This is a genomic window from Enterococcus sp. DIV0840 (genome assembly GCF_050527835.1).
Taxonomy (GTDB): Bacteria; Bacillota; Bacilli; order Lactobacillales; family Enterococcaceae; genus Enterococcus_L; species Enterococcus_L ureasiticus.
On sequence record NZ_CP172876.1, the window covers coordinates 1,222,616 to 1,243,069 of the forward strand.

A 20,454-nucleotide genomic window follows, 5' to 3' on the forward strand; every position below is an offset into this window, starting at 1 on the left:
ATGAGACGAATCATTACCGCAACAGTCAATAATAATTCCGGTGTCTTGAATCGCTTCAGTGGTGTTCTAACACGTAGGCAAGTAAATATTGACAGTATCTCAGTCGGACCGACAGAATTAGAGAATGTTTCGAGAATCACGATCATTGTTCAAGTCGCCGATCTAAATGAAAGTGAACAAGTCACCAAGCAATTGAACAAGCAAATCGATGTAATCAAAGTTTCCGATATAACGGATGAACCACATTTAGAAAGAGAATTAGCATTAGTCAAAGTCAATGCACCAGCTGCTGTACGAGCAGAATTATTTTCTGTGATCGATCCATTTAGAGCGAACGTTATCGATGTCGGTACACGCTCAGTCGTGATTCAAGTCACAGGGACAAGCGAAAAAATCAGCGCCTTTGTTGACGTGGTCGCACCATACGGAATCAAACAACTAGCTCGAACAGGAGTCACGGGATTTACCAGAGGCATCAACTAAAAACAGGTCTTAAAGCATACGCTTATAAGCATAAAAAATTTGGAGGGTTTAACAATGGCAAAAGTATATTACGATAACTCAGTAGAAAACAATCAATTAGAAGGTAAAACAATTGCGATCATCGGCTATGGATCACAAGGACACGCTCATGCACAAAATCTAAGAGACAACGGCAACCAAGTAATCATCGGGATTCGTGAAGGAAAATCAGCAGAAGCTGCCCGTAATGACGGTTTCGATGTATTATCCGTTGAAGAAGCATCTAAAAAAGCAGATGTAGTCATAATTTTAGCTCCAGATGAAATTCAAGGAGACCTTTATGACAATGAAATTGCACCAAATTTAGAAGCTGGCAATGCGCTAGCATTCGGTCATGGCTTCAATATTCATTTTGATGTAATCAACCCACCAAAGGATGTGGATGTTTTCTTAGTTGCTCCTAAAGGACCAGGACACCTTGTACGTCGTACCTTTACAGAAGGTTTTGCGGTACCAGCATTATTTGCTGTATATCAAGATGCAACAGGCAAAGCGAGTGATGTTGCGCTATCATATGCAAAAGGAATCGGTGCAACGCGCGTTGGGGTGTTAGAAACAACGTTTAAAGAAGAAACTGAAACAGATCTATTCGGTGAACAAGCAGTATTATGTGGTGGTTTAACAAGCTTGATCGAAGCAGGCTTTGAAACATTGACCGAAGCAGGCTACCAACCAGAATTAGCGTACTTTGAAGTATGCCATGAATTGAAATTGATCGTTGATCTTATTTATGAAGGAGGATTTGAGAAAATGCGTAACTCAATCTCAAATACTGCTGAATATGGTGATTATGTTTCAGGTCCTCGGGTTGTAACGGCTGAAACAAAAGCAAATATGAAAGAAGTTCTTACCGATATCCAAAACGGTAAATTTGCAAAAGGGTTCATTGACGATAACAAAAACGGATTTAAAGATTTCAATCAAATGCGTAAAGATAACGCTGGACATCCAATTGAAAAAGTTGGAGCAGAGTTACGTAAAATGATGCCTTTCGTATCAAGAGAAGACTAAACTAATAAATGAGGTTGAGAAAAATATTTTTCTCAACCTTTTACATAATAAAAAAGGGTGAGGAAAATTTGGTGAAATTAACAAAAGAAAATATCGAAGAAGCGTATGATACGCTAAAAAATGTCGTAACGAAAACACCATTACAGTACGATATGTATCTATCACAAAAGTATCAATGCAATGTTTATTTAAAAAGAGAAGATCTGCAAAAGGTTCGTTCATTCAAATTAAGAGGAGCATATTATGCAATCAAACGAACACCTCACGACATGCTAAAAAATGGAGTAGTCTGCGCTAGTGCAGGAAATCACGCTCAAGGAGTAGCCTATACGTGTCATGAAATGAAAGTACTGGCAACCATTTTTATGCCGACAACCACACCACAACAAAAAGTTTCTCAAGTGAAATTTTTCGGTGGAGATGAAGTAACAGTTAAATTGATTGGTGATACTTTTGATGCCTCTGCAAAAGCTGCTAAAGAATATGCCGAGGCCAATAATCAAGCATTTATTGATCCTTTTAATGATTTAAATATTATGGCTGGACAAGGAACGGTAGCGGTAGAAGTATTTCAAGAAGCAAAAGAATCTGAATTTCAAGTAGATTATATGTTAGCCGCAATCGGAGGTGGTGGATTAGTCAGTGGTATTTCGACATATACAAAGAGTGTGAGTCCAACCACAGCAGTCGTTGGAATAGAGCCACTTGGGGCTCAATCGATGCGCGCTGCTTTTGATCAAGGAAAACCAGTAATGCTTGAAACTGTTGAAAAATTTGTAGATGGAGCGGCAGTCAAACAAGTTGGAGATTTAACTTACGAGCATGCGCTTGAACATGTAGACGAGCTATTGGCAGTGGACGAAGGCCAGGTTTGTTCAACGATTTTAGAGTTATATACGAAACAAGCAATCGTTGTAGAACCAGCGGGGGCATTAAGTGTTTCTGCTTTAGAATTAGTAAAAGACGACATAAAAGGAAAAAATGTAGTTTGCATTATTAGCGGTGGGAATAACGATATCAATCGTATGGAAGAAATTGAGGAACGTTCATTGATCTTTGAAGGACTAAAACATTATTTTGTGATCAATTTTCCTCAGCGTCCTGGTGCACTAAGAGAATTTGTAACAGATATTTTAGGACCTAATGATGATATCACTCGTTTTGAGTATACTAAAAAAGTCAATCGCGGAACAGGACCTGTTGTGTTAGGAATTCTATTGAAAAATAAAGAAGAGTTACCAAACTTATTAGAAAAAATGACTACATTCGATCCTAATTATATTGATCTAAGTGATAATCCTTCATTATATGCGTTACTTGTATAATTTTTTCATACAGCAATTCTTTAAGGTATTTTTTTTGTTCAGCTGAAATGGTATAAAGGAAGAAAGTGAGCGTCATTTCAAACCACCATTAAAAACAAGTGATGTAGACATGATTGAAGATGGAATTGTCTTTCAACACAAAGGTGAGAATAATGATTTTTCGAGTTACCCATCACAAATGATTCAAGTACAGAAATCTTTTGGAATAAAACAGCCAATTCTGGTTTGACGATAGTTTCATTTGAAGAAGGAAATGATATTATTTTAACGATGTCACCAAGTAATGTATAAAAAGCTAAAGTATATGCTACTGAATTTGTATGGACGTTGGAAAATGCACCATAAGCAAATCTCTAAGTTCTATTAAATACAAAGACACTTTCTATTATTTGGAAAGTGTCTTTTAGCTTTCAAAAGAGTGTTTCACAGAAACTAAGAAAAAGCCATAAAAAATATCCTGAAAATGTCTAAAATTTACTTAAAAAAATAAAAAAACAGAGTGAGAGTCCTTGCCATTTGTTCAGAAAGAACGTATATTTAACTTACTACATTAAATCGGTCAGAAAAACTACGACCGTCAAAGAACATGAGCCAGATAGAAATTTTTTAACACTTCAACGACCACCTTTTTTGGTCAAACACGACTTATTTTTTCTATCATTTGTCAATTTTAAAATCATGCTTCCTTTGTTAAAAAACTACTCGAATTATAAAAAAGAATAATAGTAAAGTTGGAAAATATAAATGAATAATAAAAAAAGATTAGAAAATCGCCGTTATATTACCGGGTTCGATGGGATTCGAACAATCGCGGTCGTCGGTGTGATTCTGTATCATTTGTTCCCTAATATAATGCATGGGGGCTATTTAGGCGTCCCTATTTTTTTTGCAGTTTCTGGATATTTGATTACGGATTTATTGAGGCAAGAATGGCTTCAGACTGAAACAATCGATGTAAAAGGTTTTTATATACGTCGGATGAAACGGCTGTACCCCGGTCTAATCACTATGTTGATTGCAGCATCAGCTTATATCGTACTTTTTCAAAGAGATTTATTGAATAACCTACGCAGTGTGGTCGCCAGCAGTGTACTCTACTATAATAACTGGTGGCAGATTTTCAGAGGATTTTCTTATTTTGACCGATTTACAACGCAGTCACCATTTACTCATATTTGGTCTCTTGCCGTTGAAGCACAGAATTATTTGATTTGGCCTTTGTTATTTATTGTTCTTAAAAAATATGTCAAACACAGTGGGAAAATTTTTGGTTTGATTATGGCGCTCGCTGTTGGTTCAGGTATTTTGATGGCCGTTCTGTACACTCCAGGTGCTGATCCTACTAGAGTTTATTATGGAACGGATACACGGCTATTTTCGATTCTTATGGGAAGTGGTTTGGCCTTTGTTTGGCCTAGCTTCCGTTTGAAAGAAGAAATCCCAATAAAAGCGAAGACGTTGCTAAATGGTGTAGGGATTGGATCATTAGTTGTTTTGTTGCTATCGTTTTTATTTTTGGCAGACCATTTTGCTTTTGTGTATTATGGCGGTATGTTCATCGTCAGTATTTTTGCAACGATTTTGGTTGCAGTCACAGCACATCCAGGTGCTGATCTTAATCGCTGGTTAACCAATCCAGTGTTCACATGGTTTGGAAAAAGAAGTTATGGAATTTATTTATATCAATTTCCGGTCATGATTTTTTATGAAGCGAAAATTCAAAATCTAAGCGATCATGTATTGTTACATTCGTTAATTGAAATTGCATTGATTTTAGGAATCAGTGAACTGTCTTATCGTTTTATTGAAAAACCATTAGGCAAGTTTTATTATCAGTATACATGGTTTGCTATCAAAGATTTTTTCCACAAACCTTGGGTCACAATACCTAAAGTGACTGCGTTGATCAGTCTTGTTTTATCCTGTTTTGCTCTTTTCGCGTTAGCTATTGCACCTTCAAATGAAGTCACCGCTGAACAACAACAGCTACAAAAAAATATTGAAGCGAACAAAAAGAAAGCAGAACAGCGAAAAGCAGAGGAAAAAGCTAAAAACGAAGGAAAAACAAAAGATTCGACAAAACAATCAAGTCCAGCATCAGAAGCGAACTTTGATTTAACAGCAGAAGAAATCAAGAAAGCACAAGGGATGGAAATCACAGCTTTTGGAGATTCAGTTATTTTGGATGCTGCCTCAGGTCTACAGGAAATTTTTCCTAAAATGATTGTGGACGGCGAAGTTGGCAGACAGCTTTATACTAGTACTCCAGTCATTGAAAAATTGGATAAAGAAAAGCTATTGAAAGAGAATGTTTTAGTTGGTCTTGGAACGAATGGTTCATTCACTGAAGCTCAATTTGATGAGTTCATGACAGCAATCGGTCCTAAACGCAAAGTTTATTGGATCAATGTCCGCGTTCCAACACGGAGATGGCAAAATGAAGTCAACGCTATGCTTGAAACAATGAAAAAGAAATATAAAAATCTGGTTATTATCGACTGGTATGGCTACAGTAATGAGCATGAAGAGTGGTTTTATGATGATCGTGTGCATCCAAATGTGGATGGCCAAGTGAAGTATTCAAGTTTTATTGCGAAACAGATCATGAAATAATAAAGTGAAAGATTATTAAGTAAAAAACACGTTTTGATGAATTTCAATCATCAGAACGTGTTTTTTATACTAAAGATAAGTACCAAATTGAATTTGATTGATTAACAATAATGAAAATACGGATTAATAACAATAAGCTTATTAAAAATGTTTTTTTCATTGAATCTCCTTACCTTTTAAGTGATGAAAAAAAATAGATACATATGTAAAATATAACAGGTTATTTATTTTTTTTGAAATCTAAATCTGACCATTTATTTGTTCACTTATAGATAACTAGAAGAGTGGCTAAAGAAAATAGTTGATATAGTGCTAAGTTTATGAAAAATTTGGAGTCTAAGAAAGTAATCAGAAAAATTCTGATTACTCTTTTAGACTCCATTTGATAGGGAGAAATAGATAAGAAGGGGATTGTCATTTGTTGTAATGATTATTTCTTATGAACTTTCTTCTGGTTTTAGCTGATAAATTTTAGAAGGACGACCAATGCCCACCGGACGTTCGCCGATTTCTTCAAAATGATGAAGCATTGCTTTCTTAAAGTTGGAGTGATCGATTGTCCTATAATCAATACCAGAAAATTTAGCAAATACTTTACGAGCTTCTGTGATTGTGAAGTCTTTTCCTAAAACCTGGAGAACTTGAGGATCATGTTCCATCTTATTGGCCACTCGATTGAAGGCTTTTAAGATAATTTCACTATGGTCAAAAGCCAGTGTATCTTTACCCGTGGAAGCACCAGTATTTAAATCCAAAATGATTTCTACATCAGCGTTTGTAAGGGAAAGAGTGTTGTCTTTACGTTCCATCGTAAACCAGCGAACTTCTTTTGCATCATCACCTGCGATCAGGGGCTCTTCTCCGATAAAGGCAAGATAACTAATCGTTACGACCCACCCGCGAGGATCACGATCAGGTCTGCTGAAACTATGCAGTTGTTCGATATTATCTTTAGAAATGATTACACCTGTTTCTTCCTTGGTTTCCCGCAATACACTTTCACCTGTAGATTCATTTCTATTGACAAAACCGCCAGGCAAAGCCCAAGAATTTCGATAAGGATGGCCCTTTCTTTTAATCAGTAGTATTTTTAATTGATCTTCTTCTTTGTTATAACACATTAAAACAATATCTACAGTTAGAGAAGGTTTTTCATATTCAGGAAGTTCTTGTTGATGGTACCATTTTAAAAATTCAGTTTCATCGGCTTGTTGCTCATAATATTGCTTTTCCTCTTGCTTTGAATCAAAGTGAACCAAAATGCTCATTCCCCTCTACATTAGATAAAAGTACTTTTTACTTTATTGTATCATTATCATCAAGAAAAACAACTAAAGTCGCATTAAAAAGTTTTAGATTTAGTAAAATTAAAATTTGAAGAGGAAATAAAATAAATTACGTTATTTGTTAACCTTTATTTTATGTAGGTTGACAAAAGGCGGTGGAACTAGTATTTTAAATATATAAAATATTAGTTTATGGAGGAAAATATGAAAACGAAAGATATCACTAAAATTGCTATTATGATCAGTATCATTATTGTTTTGGGTTTTTTCCCACCGATTCCAATTAGTTTGCTGCCAGTTCCAATCGTAATTCAAAATGCTGGCTTTATGCTCAGCGGTTTACTTCTAGGGAAAAGAAATGGGACGATTGCAACTATGCTTTTTTTAGTACTTGTAGCGATAGGATTTCCATTATTAGCTGGTGGTCGAGGTGGCTTGATGGTTTTTTTCAGTATTACGGCAGGCTATCTTGTTGCATATCCATTTGCTACATTTTTGATAGGTTGGATGACCGAGAAATTCAATCCAAATAACGAAAAAATAATGTACTCGTTTGGAATCACGTTTCTTTTTGGTGCATTATTTATAGATTTTTTTGGCGCTCTTGGTGTGAGTCTCCTTTCGGATGTCTCATTATCAAAAAGTTTGATTGCAAGCTTAGCGTTTATACCGGGAGATACAGTAAAGGCGTTTATTACTGCTGTTTTAGCTAAAAGAATATCAAAAATTTTGATACAACGGAGATGATAATATGAAAGAGATATTTGGTCTGACTGTTGATGAGTTTGGAAGATGTGTTCATTATAATTTGTCAGAAGATGTTGTTGCAAATAAATGTTATAACTGTAAAAAGTACTATGCTTGTTATCGTTGTCATAATAAACTGGAAAAACATGTTTTTTTACCATGGCCAATATCAAAAAAGAACACTGATAAAGTTGTTCTTTGCGGAGCTTGTCAGTATGAAATGACTTATGTAGAATATAAAGAATTTAATAAGTGTCCAAACTGTGACCATCTATTTAATTTAAACTGTATAAATCATTTGCATTATTATTTTAGTTTTAAAGAATAAATAGCATAACACGTATAGTATTCGTACTTTGAGAAAATCAATTGATAGTATAACTCTTCTGCATAAAAAATATTAGATGTATAACAACCTTTTTTCAAAAAATCCTTTTTAAAAAGTAAAACTTGAGGGCAATGCATCTAGATGAAAAGATCGAAAAACATTGCTATTAGGTAAGTATGTTGTTTGAGAAGTTAATGAGGGGAGTTAATACGCAGCTAATGAAAACTAAAAAAAGACAGGTGTTTCTTATATGCTTATTGCTGATTATTGGAGGGAGTTATATTAGTTTCAGCATATCACAGATAAAAGCTGAGAAAAATGTTAATAGTAAAACTGAGACAAAGAATGAAAACAATATGAAACCAATTGCTGATGAGGAATGGCAACCAATCACGCATTATGAATTTTCTAAGGTTCGGCTTGGCGTAAGTCAGTCTCTTGCATTTACCTTTGGTGGGAAACGAGACGTTATTGAAAAGAACCCGTTTATCACTGATTTAGAATCAATTCCACTTAGGGGGGATGGATTTGGTGCACAGAATGCAACTGACGCATGGGATATGTTGTCGCTTCCAACTTTGTATTTTATAGATGAGAGTAAGGACGATTCAGTTATACCTACGGTTTTTGATAGTATGTTTGGAGAAGGTGGTTTTGAAGAGGGGCGTCCATGGACTAGCCAGAGTTTAGCGCTTATGATTAAAGGGTCTAAGTTTCAAGGACAATTTGGTTTTGATGAGCAGAAAATTAACCATTTCCAACAATATAGAAAAGTTGGTAGTAAGGGTAGCTACGCGTTAAAAAATGTTTATGAAATTGAAAATCCAGCTTCAACTTGGAATCCTGCTTATCGTCTTTTAGTGACACAAATAATGGAGTATTCCGAAAAAGACAATCTTGTATGGGTTACGTATGAGTATCAAAATTTATCAAAAGACACTTTAAAAGATGTTGCTTTTGGTTCGGTACTTGACACCTACTTGGATCAAAATGATAGCGTAAGTGTTTTTTATTTAGGAAAAAAACGCGGCTTGTATATTGAATCTGGAGACTATAGACTAGATTTTCGATTTGATGTAACCAATGGCATGGACAATTGGGTAGGTAGTGAATATAATGGAATATTTATTGAGAATTTCCCTTCAGTCGACTCTACTGGTCAAGAAACAAATGATGAAAGTACGGCAGCAGAAGGAATGCTTGCAGCTAAAATAAAAGATGATTCTGCAATGGCGTTTAAAACGCAACCAGTTACTTTAAAAGCTGTAGAATCTAAGAAAGCAGCGTACGGAGTTTCGGTTACTGCTGTAGCACTAGTACCAGAAATAACTTTAGATAATAAAGATGGTACTTATTACGGTGGTAATCATGCAGTTAGCGGAACATGGAAAGATATAGACAGTGAATCTGGGGACATTTATGCAGTAATAAATGATAAAGAACCAATCAAACTTAATGATGAAGGGTTGTTAAACAAGCCTAAAAATGATGTCCACAAGTGGTCTTTAGATATACCAGAAGCACAATTGTCAGGCACTGAGGAAAATAAAATTGACATATATATGGTAGACAGTGATAATAATCGCTCGAAAGAAAAAACATTTACCTTGCAGTATAACCGAAAACCAATTTTAACTTTAGTTGAAACGACAGGGGAAATTGACGGGACTAGTGCCTTTAATGGAACACTTAAATGGAGTGATGAAGATACAGATGAGTTATCTATCTATTATTCTGTTGATGGTGGAACAAAACAACTGCTAAATAAGGTGACCAACACTAACAAAGGAATCGAACAAACATTGTCTTATGAAATTCCTAGTTCAGCATTAAAAGGAACAAAACCGAATTATAAAGTAGAATTTTGGATAGAAGACAATGACAAAACCTCTGATATTAAAGAATTAAATTTAACTAAAAATAATCAACCAATCATTCAAACTGATTTTTCTGTTGAAAAAAGTGAAATAATTGAGAGTGAAAGCAACTCATATACAGCAACGATCAAAAATACTGCGGATGAACCATCTGCTTGGTCTGATGTCATCTATGAGACAGCTGCTTTTCCAGAAAATGTAGTTGTAGATAAAACAACAGTAAAATTAAATGGGGTACTGATTCCAACAGAGAAAATTACCTTTGACACAGATAGGAAATTAAAAATAACACTTGATAAAATAACGTCAAAAGAAGAATTGATTTTAACGTATACAGTCAATTCATTGGAGGCTGAACCACCGATAACTGGAATAGTTACTGTTACGCAATCATATAGTATCAAAGGAACATCATTGAATAAACCAGTTGAAAAAACATCGAACATACAATCATTTACGATTAAACCACAAGAACCAGAAATTAATATTCAGTTTTTAGAAGAACAAACGAATAAAAAATTACCACATGAATCGATTACCAAAAAAGGGAAAATGAGAGAAAAAATAGACATTTCTTTAGAAAAGATCAATGGGTATGATTTTTCTAAAGTTGTTGTAGACGGTGTAGAACGTCCTCTAGTAGGAGACGTTTTAACGGTAGAGTTTGGTAAAGATAAAGAAGTCACTTTATACTACTTTGGTACGTTAAAAATCCAATCATCGCCCTCTCTTTTTGATTTTGGTTTGCAAACTGGAGAGGTCAATGGAATGAAATTTGATAAACCAGAGATAAGTGGTTCTCCTTTAGTGATTACAGACACTCGTTCAACAAAGCAGAAATGGGCACTAAAAGCAAAAATTTCTGAACCGTTAAAGAGTCTTGAAAATGAAAAAAAAATCATGACAGATATCATCAAATATAGAAATTCAACTGAAGAAGTTACATTGTCAGATGGAGATAATGTTATTTTTACGCCAGAAAATGCAAATTTAGGTGAATACAATATTTCAAAAGATTACTGGAGTAAAGGGGAAGGATTTTTGATGGACTTCCCGGCAGGATCAATTAAATCGTTAGGAAAGTACCATGCTCAAATTACTATCACTTTGGAAAATGCGAAGTAAAATACAAATTAGAATAAATTCAGATTCTTTATCAATCTATATTGATAAAGAATCTGAATTTTTTTATTTAGTTGCAGAGCTCATCTCGTTACTCTAAACGATCAAATTCAAAAGAATGATCTGATATAAATGACTCATTCTTTGAGTTTTGTCCCAAAGAGTTGGACAAAACTACGCTTTCATCTTCTTGTAACCTTATAAGTGAGCGTTTACAATATAGAAACAAGGAAAGCAATGTTTAAGTGGTCTGCGCAGATGAAAATATCTAACTCTTTTCTTGTTTTAAGTTGAAGGAGGAAAAACATGGAACAAACACAAGGGAATATAAAAGTGAAAGTTCAGCAATTTGGAAGTTTTCTTAGTGGAATGATTATGCCGAACATTGGAGCGTTTATTGCTTGGGGGATTTTAACAGCTTTATTTATCCCTACAGGCTGGTTTCCTAATGAACAATTAAATGAAATAACAGGACCTACAATTACTTATTTGTTGCCGATCCTGATTGGTTTTACTGGTGGACGATTAATCTATGATATTCGTGGTGGAGTTGTTGGCGCAATGGTCACAATGGGAGTGATCACAGGGGCTAACATTCCGATGTTTCTCGGTGCAATGATGGTCGGTCCTGCTGGGGCATATTGTATTAAAAAATTTGATGAAGTAATTGATGGCAAGATTAAGCCAGGTTTTGAAATGTTAGTAAATAACTTCTCTTCCGGTATTTTAGCATCGATTTTAGCGATTATCGCTTTCTTGATCGTTGGTCCAGCTGTTGAAGGTTTGAATACTATTTTGGCAACAGGTGTTGGATTTCTAGTGGAGAATTCATTGCTGCCTTTAGCGAGTATTTTCGTTGAACCGGCAAAAGTATTGTTTTTGAATAATGCAATTAATCATGGTGTGATAAGTCCAATTGCAATTGAACAAGCTGCAGAAACAGGACGCTCTGTTTTATTTCTATTGGAATCAAATCCTGGACCCGGTCTAGGTATTTTGTTAGCTTACACGATCTTTGGGCGAGGCAGCGCTAAACAAACAGCTCCGGGCGCAATGATCATTCATTTTTTTGGGGGCATTCATGAAATTTATTTCCCATATATTTTAATGAAACCCATTTTGATTCTTTCAGCAATAGGTGGAGGAATGGCTGGTGTAATGATATTTTCACTATTTAATGCCGGGTTGGTAGCTCCGGCCTCTCCAGGAAGTATTTTTGCTATTTTGGCAATGACACCTCGCGATAGTTATCTGGGTGTTTTAGCAGGAATTAGTGTAGCAACAGCCGTTTCATTTGCAATTTCTGCTGTAGTTTTGAAAACATCCAAAATAAATGATACAACAATCGAAGCAGCTTCTGAAAAAGCTAGTGCGCTAAAAGGACCTAAAACCGCAACCTCACCTATTCAAACAAGCTTCACAACAACTGAAAAGATGAGTGATACAGCAGAAATACTAGCAAATACAAAAAAAATTATTTTTGCTTGTGATGCTGGAATGGGGTCAAGTGCGATGGGAGCCTCTGTTTTGCGAAGCAAAGTTAAAAAAGCAGGTTTATCAATCGAAGTAGTCAACTCTGCTATATCACAACTTCCTGACGATGCTGATATTGTTGTGACCCATAAGGATTTAACAACAAGGGCAAAAGAAAAAATACCTACGGCTTATCATGTATCGGTTGATAACTTTTTAAGTAGTGATAAATATGATGAACTAGTTGAAAAATTATCAACAGTTCAAACAGTTGTTTAAATAATGCATTTTTTGAGAGGGGATTTCTATGTATCTTTCAGCACGAGCTCGATTAATCATGGAACAACTGTTGACCAGTAGTCGACCAGTTTTTATCAACGAATTAGCAGAAGATTTAAGTGTTAGTGTGCGAACCATTCGGCGTGATTTAAAAGAAGTTGAAGAGACATTAGCTTCTTATCAGCTTAAATTGATGAAAGAACATGGAATTTTGACATTATCAGGTCTTGATTCAGACAAACAACGTTTTCGCTGGCAATTGATGGATTTATCTTATAATGAATATAGTCCTGAAGAGCGTCAGCGGAAAATTTTAAAAGAGTTACTAAAAGAAGAAGGATTAAAACTGGTTGGATTAGCAAATGATCTAAATGTAACGATATCAACGATCAGTAAGGATCTTACTAAAATAGAAGAACGATTGCCTAATACAATTAGAATTGAGCGAAGAAGAGGCTTAGGAGTGTGTCTACTAGCCAATGAGGTTCAAAAAAGAAGCTTGATGAGTGAGCTTTTCGCCCAGCAATTTCATGATTATCAATTACTAAATTTTTTTCAAGAAAAATCTCGTGATAGTGCAACTAGTGATTGGGTAGAAGGTCGGTTACTAGATTTAGTGAGTGAAGTAGTATTAAAAAAAGTTGAAGATAGCGTTAAACGTTGGCGTAGCAGTAACTTTGAGGCAATAAGTGATGAAGCATATGCAAATTTAATTGTGCATATTACGATTTCAGTGGAGCGAATGATCGCAGGAAATTTTATTCAAACTTATGAGACCAGAGATGAAATGATGAGCTATCCAGAATTTCCTGTAGCTCAAAAAATACTTGCTGATATTTTAGAGATGGAGCCAGAGTTTGTTCCAAAAGGCGAGTCGGCTTATGTTACAACTCATATTAGGGCTGTGAAAACAACTGAAAGTCGAAGTCATTTCATGGAGAATGAAGAATTAGAAGTGCTGCTTTTAGTTAATAAATTAATTAAAACCGTCGAATATGAGTTACAACAGGAACTACCAAAGGAGCTTTTGACAAAAGGGTTGATTGCTCATTTAAGACCAACATTGAGACGTTTACAACAGGGAATGAGAATTTTTAACCCACTGATTAACTCAATCAAGCAAAATTATGCCGATTTATTTAAAGTCGTCAGGCAAGCATTTGATCAAGTTTACCAAGAAAAGCCAGTACCGGACGAAGAAATTGGTTATTTGGTTTTGCATTTTGGTGCAGTACTTTTGCAATTGGAAAGTGAAAATTGTTTTTCTGGATTAGTTGTGTGTGCAAGTGGTATCGGCACTTCAAGAATGTTAGTTACGCGATTGCGACAACGAATTCCACAGCTAAAAAAACTTGAAACGGTCTCTTTATTTGAGTTAGGAAGAAAAAAAGCAGCAGGTAATTATAATGTTATCATTTCTACGATTGATCTAGGTCAAGTGGATTTTGATTATTTCTTAGTTTCACCTATTTTGACTGAAAGAGAACTTTCCCAAATCAGTATTTTTTTAAAAAGTTTACACAGTGGCTATCACAAAAAAATTGCACAAGAAGAACAAGCCGTACAGCTAACGTTGTTTGAAGCAACTCATTTTTTAGAGCAACAACAAATTTTCACTTCAATCGGTTTAGCACTATTAAAAAACTTCGGCTATTTCAAATTAAATGAAAAATTAGGAACGATGGAAGATACGATTCGAGTCATTTGTACTCAGCTTTTAGAAAAAGTACCGAGCATAGATGTTGAAGCATTAGTCAGGACTTTTTTATATGATGGAAATTGGAAAGCTTTCGGTATCCCAGAGACAAAAATCGGGATGTTTCATGCTCGTAATGAATCGATCCAAGAACCAATTTTCCAATTATTCTCATTGGAACAGCCAATTTCTATTGAAACGATGGACCGTACAAAAATGCCGATCGATCGAATTGTTTTATTGTTGGTTCCAGAAAAATTTTCACAAGAAGGTTTAGAAGTTATCAGTTACATCAGTACACTTTTTGTCGACAGTCAACAGATGATTCAACACTTGGAGAATGGAGTAAACGAAGAGGTCACTTCTTACTTTGTTCAAAAATTATTAGCTTATATAGAATCGAGGGGGAAATAAAATGATTACATTAAAAAAAGAAGATATTGATTTAAACCAAAGTTTTTCCAATAAAAAAAATGCAATTGAAGCGGCAGGTAAACTGTTATCAGATCAAGGTTATGTGGAGAAAGAATATATCAAAAAAATGATTGAACGAGATCAATTGACAACAACTTATATCGGTAATATGGTGGCGATCCCTCATGGAACCGATGATTCCAAACAGCTGATCAACCAATCAGGAATCGTTATTTTACAAGTCCCAGAAGGCGTAGATTTTGATGGTAATGAAGTGAAATTGATTATTGGCATTGCAGGTTTAGGCGATGCACACTTAGAACTATTATCTCAAATTGCTCTAGTATGTTCTGAAATTTTGAGTGTAGAACAATTAATAGCTGCTGAATCGGAAGCCAAGATCATCGAGCTGTTTAAAGAAGAGGTGACAACATGAAAAAAATTGCTGTACATTTCGGTGCCGGTAATATAGGTCGGGGTTTTATTGGCTGGTTATTGGTTCAAGCAGGATATGAAGTGATTTTTGCTGACGTAAATGAAAAAATTGTGGCAGAAATCAACAATCAAGGACAATATGACGTAATTTTAGCAAATGCTGAGCAAGATTGTTTTACCGTTAAAGAAATCAAAGCTGTCAACAGCATTACTGAAACTGAAAAATTAGCAAAATATATCAGTGAAGCAGAAATTATTACGACAGCAGTAGGTCCAACAATTTTACCTAGATTAGCAGAAGTTCTTGCCAAAGGTATTGAATTAAGAGCTGATTCAGATCGCTATTTAACTGTAATTGCTTGTGAAAATATGATTGGCGGGTCTGAAATTCTTCAATCAGCAATTCTACCGTTATTAACGACAGTAGCAAGAGGCTATGTTAGTGAGTTTGTCGCCTTTCCTAATTCAGCAGTTGATCGAATCGTGCCGAATCAAAATCATGACAATCCACTAACTGTAACAGTTGAGCCATTTTATGAATGGGTTGTAGAGGAACCACTGAATGAAAAAAATGCACCGAACATTTCTGGGTTAAACTATGTTCCTGATTTAACGCCTTATATCGAGCGCAAGTTATTTACCGTAAATACAGGACATGCAGTGACAGCCTATTTTGGTCATATGAGGAATATAGAGTCAATCGAAGATGCGATCCATAACGAAAAAGTTCTTTTTATTGTACGTAGTGCATTAGAAGAAACAGGTGCGTTATTGGAGAAAAAATTTCAATTTTCCCATCAAGAACACCAAGCTTATATCGATAAAATCATTGAGCGGTTTAAAAATCCCTATGTTTCAGATTATGTGACCCGTGTCGGTCGATCCCCCATTAGAAAGATAGGAGAGAACGATCGCTTCATTCAGCCTGCTAGGCAATTTGTTGAAGCATTTAATGAGACCCCAAAAGCATTAGCAATTGCGATTGCCGCTGCAATGAAGTTTAAGGAACCAACGGATGCAGAAGCTTGCGCACTGCAAAATGCCATTAAAGAACAAGGTTTAGATAAAGCAATCGAACAATTCACAGGCTTAAAACCTTATACTAAACTCTTTGAAAAAATAAAGACTTCTTATCATGAATTAGTATAAAAAAGACTTAATCAAGCAAAATCTGCTTGGTTAAGTCTTTTTGACTGTCCATATTATTGTGTCAGTTCCAATAATTTACTCTTTAAATCTTCTTCCATATGACCTAACTCGATTTCAGCAGCACGACGTTTTTCTTTACCTTCTTGCTGGATTCGTAAGGTTTCTTGGATTGTTTCAACTAAGTCATTTTGAGTTTTTTGTAATGTGTCGATATCAACGATTCCACGTTCGTTTTCTTTAGCTGTCTCGATTGCGGAAATTTTAAGCATCTCAGAATTTTTCTTCAAGAGATCATTCGTTGTTTCAGATACTTGACGTTGTGCAGTAACCGCATCTTTTTGACGTAATAGGGTTAATGCAATCACTACTTGATTTTTCCAAAGTGGGATAGCAGTATTGATCGATGCTTGAATTTTTTCTGCTAACGCCTGATTAGTATTTTGGATCAAACGGATTTGTGGTGCTTGTTGAATCGTGATTTGACGTGCTAAACGTAAATCATGCGTTCGTTTGTCTAAACGGTCCAAGAACTGTGTATAATCATTGGCGATTTGAACATCCATTTGGTCACCAGATTCTTCAGCTTTTTTCATAGCTTCTGGAATGATGGTCGTTTGTAACTCTTCCATCTTCAACTCACCAGCTGCAATGTAAATATTCAATGCATCAAAATAGTCTTTGTTTTTATTATACAGCTGATCCAACATCAAATTATCTTTCAAGAGACCATTTTTTTCATGATCTAATTTGATAGAAATTTTATCGATTTGAGCACCGATTTTTTGGTATTTTGCGGTGATTTCAAAAACAGATTGTTTCACTTTTCCAAGCATTTTTGAGAAGAAATTACCTTCACCTGCTCTAAGTTGATCAGGATTGGCCTCGCTTAAGCGGAACATCAAGTCGGTTAAAGAATCACCGACAGGGCCAATATCTTGGGCCTGCACATGATTTAGCATCGATTGTGAAAATTCACTTAATTTTGTCTGTGCTGCAGAGCCGTACGTGATCACAGCTTGTGAGTCCTGAACGTCAATTTTTGAAGCAAGCTCCCTTGCTTGCGCTTGTCTATCAGCAGGTAATTTATCGACTAAACGATCAGCAACTTGCTTATCTTGTAACGCAGAAATTTCACTTTGTTGAGTTGTTGTTAATGAATCGATAGGTGTTGAAAACGGGTTATTTAATAAATCATCCAGTGTATCATTAACTGGTGTTATGTCTTTTGGGTTATTTTCCATTATGATTCCTCCTAAATTTAAAAGTGTAGCGGACTCGTTAAGCTCTGACAGAAAAAAAGGAAGATATGTTTGTGTCGCTTTTGCAACAGGCTTATTTTATCTTTTTTCCGAAGAGCTATTCCTGATTATTGATACTTTCATTATCTCTTTTTAAACTATTTTTAGCAACGGATATCTCAACATCTAGATCTTCTAAATCCTCAGCTACAAACTGTTCGTAGTCTTTTTTGATCAATTTAGAAACTTGATCGATGATTTGAGCACTTTCTTCCAATTTTTCGTATGTTTGTTTATTTTTGATCTCATGGTCATCTATTTCTAAATATTTACCTGTTAGATCAACTAAATTAGGTAAGTGAGTGTAAAGAAAGTGGTTCGCTAAGTGTAGCTTTTTTGGATCCTTGACTAATTCTTTAAATAAAGCTTTTGATACTCGTAATGTATCGTTACGTAAGTCGATTGCTCTTAATTTAGTAGAAGCATTCATATTTTCTTGTAACTGAACGATTTGTTTTTTAGTCGTGTGCATTGTATCTCGGAAAAAGTCAATTTCTTGATCAGTCATACCGAGTGTTTCATAGTGTTCTTCTTTAGACTTTGTAAGATTAGGTAATTGCTCTTCTTTCTTGCCTGCCTTTTTCTTTGATCCGGTGAAAATTAGAACGATAAGAATCAAAAGCGCCACCGCCACCGCTGGTATATGGATACCAGTAATAAAACGTAGAACGATACCTGCTAAAATTAAATAAGCAATTATTTGAATAAATTTTCCTTTTCTCATTTATATTCCCTCCAATCAGTTATTCCATCGAAAGTTACTATCCTTCGCTATATAAGTTATTTTAGCACATTCTACTCCAGAAAGAATATCAGTCCAAAGGTTGATTTTGATATTTAGGGAAAATGTAAGAAATGACAAGAGAAAATGGCTTTTTTTACTACTTTAGATGTAGAATGAATGAAACTGTTCACAAAAAAGTCAAAAAGAAATATAAGAAAAATGTGGAAACGTGAGGTATAATAGTAGATAATGATCAGGATAAAAGGAGAAACATTGTGAAAAAATTTAAAATCATTACTATATTATTAGTGGGGTTAGTGATCTCAGGCTGTTCTGGACGTAAAGTTGTGGAAGAAGAAGACGATGACGTTTATATAGAAGAAACAAGTTCTAGTGTAGAAGAATCAAGTTCTTATGGTGACGATGACATATTTTATGAACCTAGAGATACATCTGCAACGAGTGAATCGGTGGCTGAAAACAAATCAGCGACTGAAGAAACCAAAGAAGAATCTAAAGGGAAGATAGAAGTAATCAAGACAAAAAATGGTAACTTCAAAATAGAGCTTACAGAGGGGTGGCAGTCGGTTGAGACGAAGGAACTAAGTGATAATGCCGATGTTAGTCTAAAAAATGCTTCAAATGAAGAATATTATATGGTTCTAAGTGAAGCTAAAAAAGATTTTGATAGTTTTGACGCATTCAAAAACTCTGTTGATTTGACAGATTTAGGCGAAAGAACGGATGAAAAGAAAGATTCAGTCAAATACAATGAGTTAAAAGGTGAGCGCCGTACGTTTACTGCAAGTAAAGATGGTGTGGACGTTTACTATACTTATGATTTGATGGAAAGTAAGGATCACTATTTACAATGTATCAGCTGGACATTAGCTGATAAAAAGGACAGTAACAAAGCTGATTTGATCAAAATCATGAATTCTCTAGCTGAATTACAAAAATAATTGGATATAGTAACACAAAATAAAGTTATTTAAGCGTTAAAAGGTGAAGTAAAAACTAGTAGTGATCTAGTTTAGCTTCATCTTTTTATGTTATTGCGGGATGAGGCTGTTCCAATTTTTATTTACTGGTATAATTAGATGAGACGGAAAGTTGATTGAAATGTTTAATTTAATGTTAATTAATAGAGATTATATCCTAAAAATAGCTAATTAAAGCAAAGTTGGGATTCACAAAAAGAACGATAAGTGATAAAATTTCAAAATTAAGGTATTATATCCATAGAAAGATTGGTGAACTTGCATGATGAACTTTGAAGAGTTTGAGGAAAAGACGATTTCCAGAAAAGAGATATTTAAAGGACATATTATCGATGTTGTTTTGGACGAAGTACGATTGCCAAATGGAGAGACGAGCACACGGGAGTTAGTTTTTCATCCGGGAGCAGTTGCGGTTATTCCAATCACAGCAGATAATAAGCTGATTATGGTGAAACAATTTAGAAAACCAATGGAAAAAGTTCTTTTAGAAATTCCTGCCGGGAAAATCGATCCTGGCGAACAAGATCGTCCAAAGGAAACAGCGGAAAGAGAATTAGAAGAGGAAACAGGCTTTCGAGCAAATAAGTTCACCTTTGTAACGTCTATGTATGTTTCTCCTGGATTTGCTGACGAGCTGCTTCATATTTATTATGCCGAAGACTTAGAAAAAGTTCCTAATCCCCGTCCTCAAGATGATGACGAAGTTTTAGAATTATATACATTAACATTAGAGGAAGCAAAAGCAGAAATTGCCAGCGGACTAATTTGTGATGCAAAAACGATTTTTGCCGTGCAGTACTGGGAACTGCAGCGACTAAAAAGGCTGTTGAAGGAGGATAAACAATGAGTAAAGGTCCGCTGGTCACTCGGACAGAATTACGGAGACGAAAAGAAGAAGCTGACAAAGAAGCCCAAAAACTATTTGAGCAAGAGCAAAAAGAAGCTGATAAAGAGTACCGTAAAAAAGAAAAAGAAATCGCTAATTTTTACAGAAAAGAGCACAAGAAGCAAAAAGAAATTACTAAATCACGATCAAATGAGCAAACAAAAATCCGTGAACGCAGCAGTACGCTAACGAAAGCGATCATTGTTGTGGCGATTTTGTTGGCCATTGTAATATTTATAGTATTGAATTTATAGAGAAGAGGAAAGCA

At 35.1% G+C, this 20,454-nt stretch carries 17 protein-coding genes; 14 read left to right on the forward strand and 3 right to left on the reverse strand.

Annotated elements, in window-relative coordinates; translation table 11 throughout:
* From ilvN to IGL98_RS05785, 4 genes are all read left to right on the forward strand, one after another.
* Entirely contained in the window at positions 1-483 is a 483-nt protein-coding gene (ilvN, locus tag IGL98_RS05770; protein WP_206847081.1) for an acetolactate synthase small subunit, read from the forward strand.
* Between the two features lie 54 nt (positions 484-537).
* A complete protein-coding gene (gene ilvC / locus IGL98_RS05775) occupies positions 538-1,533 on the forward strand; it encodes a ketol-acid reductoisomerase (RefSeq protein ID WP_206847083.1) in 996 nt (331 codons plus the stop codon).
* A gap of 71 nt (positions 1,534-1,604) precedes the next feature.
* On the forward strand, positions 1,605-2,858 hold the full coding sequence (ilvA, locus tag IGL98_RS05780) for a threonine ammonia-lyase IlvA (protein WP_206847085.1): 1,254 nt from the start codon (positions 1,605-1,607) through the stop codon (positions 2,856-2,858).
* Positions 2,859-3,602: 744 nt separating this feature from the next.
* Positions 3,603-5,471 (forward strand): acyltransferase family protein, encoded by a 1,869-nt coding sequence (locus IGL98_RS05785; protein WP_206847086.1) that lies wholly within the window; start codon positions 3,603-3,605, stop codon positions 5,469-5,471.
* 437 nt (positions 5,472-5,908) lie between these two features.
* On the opposite strand, the gene IGL98_RS05790 is transcribed toward IGL98_RS05785, so the two are convergent.
* Entirely contained in the window at positions 5,909-6,739 is an 831-nt protein-coding gene (locus IGL98_RS05790; RefSeq protein ID WP_422851628.1) for an NUDIX domain-containing protein, read from the reverse strand.
* 222 nt (positions 6,740-6,961) lie between these two features.
* Between IGL98_RS05790 and IGL98_RS05795 the strand changes: the two genes are divergently transcribed.
* From IGL98_RS05795 to IGL98_RS05825, 7 genes are all read left to right on the forward strand, one after another.
* Positions 6,962-7,504 (forward strand): biotin transporter BioY, encoded by a 543-nt coding sequence (locus tag IGL98_RS05795; RefSeq protein ID WP_206847087.1) that lies wholly within the window; start codon positions 6,962-6,964, stop codon positions 7,502-7,504.
* Positions 7,505-7,508: 4 nt separating this feature from the next.
* Positions 7,509-7,832 (forward strand): CHY zinc finger protein, encoded by a 324-nt coding sequence (locus IGL98_RS05800; protein ID WP_069645259.1) that lies wholly within the window; start codon positions 7,509-7,511, stop codon positions 7,830-7,832.
* Between the two features lie 356 nt (positions 7,833-8,188).
* On the forward strand, positions 8,189-10,834 hold the full coding sequence (locus IGL98_RS05805; protein ID WP_206847088.1) for a hypothetical protein: 2,646 nt from the start codon (positions 8,189-8,191) through the stop codon (positions 10,832-10,834).
* 303 nt (positions 10,835-11,137) lie between these two features.
* Positions 11,138-12,583 carry a PTS mannitol transporter subunit IICB gene (locus tag IGL98_RS05810; protein WP_206844379.1) on the forward strand — a complete coding sequence of 482 codons (1,446 nt, stop codon included), beginning with the start codon at positions 11,138-11,140 and terminating at the stop codon, positions 12,581-12,583.
* A gap of 28 nt (positions 12,584-12,611) precedes the next feature.
* Positions 12,612-14,693: a BglG family transcription antiterminator gene (locus tag IGL98_RS05815; RefSeq protein WP_206912378.1), complete on the forward strand. Its 2,082-nt coding sequence runs from the start codon at positions 12,612-12,614 to the stop codon at positions 14,691-14,693.
* 1 nt (position 14,694) lies between these two features.
* Positions 14,695-15,129, forward strand: a complete 435-nt coding sequence (locus IGL98_RS05820) for a PTS sugar transporter subunit IIA (protein WP_206912377.1) — start codon at positions 14,695-14,697, stop codon at positions 15,127-15,129.
* Positions 15,126-16,277: a mannitol-1-phosphate 5-dehydrogenase gene (locus tag IGL98_RS05825; protein ID WP_206844374.1), complete on the forward strand. Its 1,152-nt coding sequence runs from the start codon at positions 15,126-15,128 to the stop codon at positions 16,275-16,277. The genes IGL98_RS05820 and IGL98_RS05825 overlap by 4 nt, the downstream gene beginning before the upstream one ends.
* Before the next feature lie 53 nt (positions 16,278-16,330).
* On the opposite strand, the gene IGL98_RS05830 is transcribed toward IGL98_RS05825, so the two are convergent.
* Both IGL98_RS05830 and IGL98_RS05835 read right to left on the reverse strand, forming a co-directional pair.
* Positions 16,331-17,518, reverse strand: a complete 1,188-nt coding sequence (locus tag IGL98_RS05830) for a toxic anion resistance protein (protein ID WP_206844370.1) — start codon at positions 17,516-17,518, stop codon at positions 16,331-16,333.
* 115 nt (positions 17,519-17,633) lie between these two features.
* Positions 17,634-18,299 (reverse strand): 5-bromo-4-chloroindolyl phosphate hydrolysis family protein, encoded by a 666-nt coding sequence (locus tag IGL98_RS05835; protein WP_206844368.1) that lies wholly within the window; start codon positions 18,297-18,299, stop codon positions 17,634-17,636.
* Between the two features lie 275 nt (positions 18,300-18,574).
* Here IGL98_RS05835 and IGL98_RS05840 point away from each other — a divergent pair, with 275 nt between their 5' ends.
* The 3 genes from IGL98_RS05840 (at position 18,575) to macP (ending at position 20,440) form a co-directional block, all read left to right on the forward strand.
* Positions 18,575-19,261 (forward strand): hypothetical protein, encoded by a 687-nt coding sequence (locus IGL98_RS05840; protein ID WP_206844366.1) that lies wholly within the window; start codon positions 18,575-18,577, stop codon positions 19,259-19,261.
* A 301-nt stretch (positions 19,262-19,562) separates the two neighbouring features.
* Positions 19,563-20,147, forward strand: coding sequence for an NUDIX domain-containing protein (locus tag IGL98_RS05845; RefSeq protein WP_206844364.1), 585 nt, complete (start codon positions 19,563-19,565; stop codon positions 20,145-20,147).
* Complete coding sequence (gene macP, locus IGL98_RS05850) at positions 20,144-20,440, forward strand: cell wall synthase accessory phosphoprotein MacP (protein WP_206844362.1); 297 nt, start codon at positions 20,144-20,146, stop codon at positions 20,438-20,440. Before IGL98_RS05845 ends, macP begins: the two co-directional genes overlap by 4 nt.
* The last annotated feature ends 14 nt before the right edge of the window (positions 20,441-20,454 follow it).

Excerpts from the sequence above, each read along its gene's own strand:
- ilvN (WP_206847081.1), top strand. The coding sequence starts at position 1 with ATGAGACGAATCATTACCGCAACAGTCAATAATAATTCCGGTGTCTTG.
- ilvC (WP_206847083.1), top strand. The coding sequence starts at position 538 with ATGGCAAAAGTATATTACGATAACTCAGTAGAAAACAATCAATTAGAA.
- IGL98_RS05785 (WP_206847086.1), top strand. The coding sequence starts at position 3,603 with ATGAATAATAAAAAAAGATTAGAAAATCGCCGTTATATTACCGGGTTC.
- IGL98_RS05790 (WP_422851628.1), bottom strand. The coding sequence starts at position 6,739 with ATGAGCATTTTGGTTCACTTTGATTCAAAGCAAGAGGAAAAGCAATAT.
- IGL98_RS05795 (WP_206847087.1), top strand. The coding sequence starts at position 6,962 with ATGAAAACGAAAGATATCACTAAAATTGCTATTATGATCAGTATCATT.
- IGL98_RS05800 (WP_069645259.1), top strand. The coding sequence starts at position 7,509 with ATGAAAGAGATATTTGGTCTGACTGTTGATGAGTTTGGAAGATGTGTT.
- IGL98_RS05805 (WP_206847088.1), top strand. The coding sequence starts at position 8,189 with ATGAAACCAATTGCTGATGAGGAATGGCAACCAATCACGCATTATGAA.
- IGL98_RS05810 (WP_206844379.1), top strand. The coding sequence starts at position 11,138 with ATGGAACAAACACAAGGGAATATAAAAGTGAAAGTTCAGCAATTTGGA.
- IGL98_RS05815 (WP_206912378.1), top strand. The coding sequence starts at position 12,612 with ATGTATCTTTCAGCACGAGCTCGATTAATCATGGAACAACTGTTGACC.
- IGL98_RS05820 (WP_206912377.1), top strand. The coding sequence starts at position 14,695 with ATGATTACATTAAAAAAAGAAGATATTGATTTAAACCAAAGTTTTTCC.
- IGL98_RS05825 (WP_206844374.1), top strand. The coding sequence starts at position 15,126 with ATGAAAAAAATTGCTGTACATTTCGGTGCCGGTAATATAGGTCGGGGT.
- IGL98_RS05830 (WP_206844370.1), bottom strand. The coding sequence starts at position 17,518 with ATGGAAAATAACCCAAAAGACATAACACCAGTTAATGATACACTGGAT.
- IGL98_RS05835 (WP_206844368.1), bottom strand. The coding sequence starts at position 18,299 with ATGAGAAAAGGAAAATTTATTCAAATAATTGCTTATTTAATTTTAGCA.
- IGL98_RS05845 (WP_206844364.1), top strand. The coding sequence starts at position 19,563 with ATGATGAACTTTGAAGAGTTTGAGGAAAAGACGATTTCCAGAAAAGAG.
- macP (WP_206844362.1), top strand. The coding sequence starts at position 20,144 with ATGAGTAAAGGTCCGCTGGTCACTCGGACAGAATTACGGAGACGAAAA.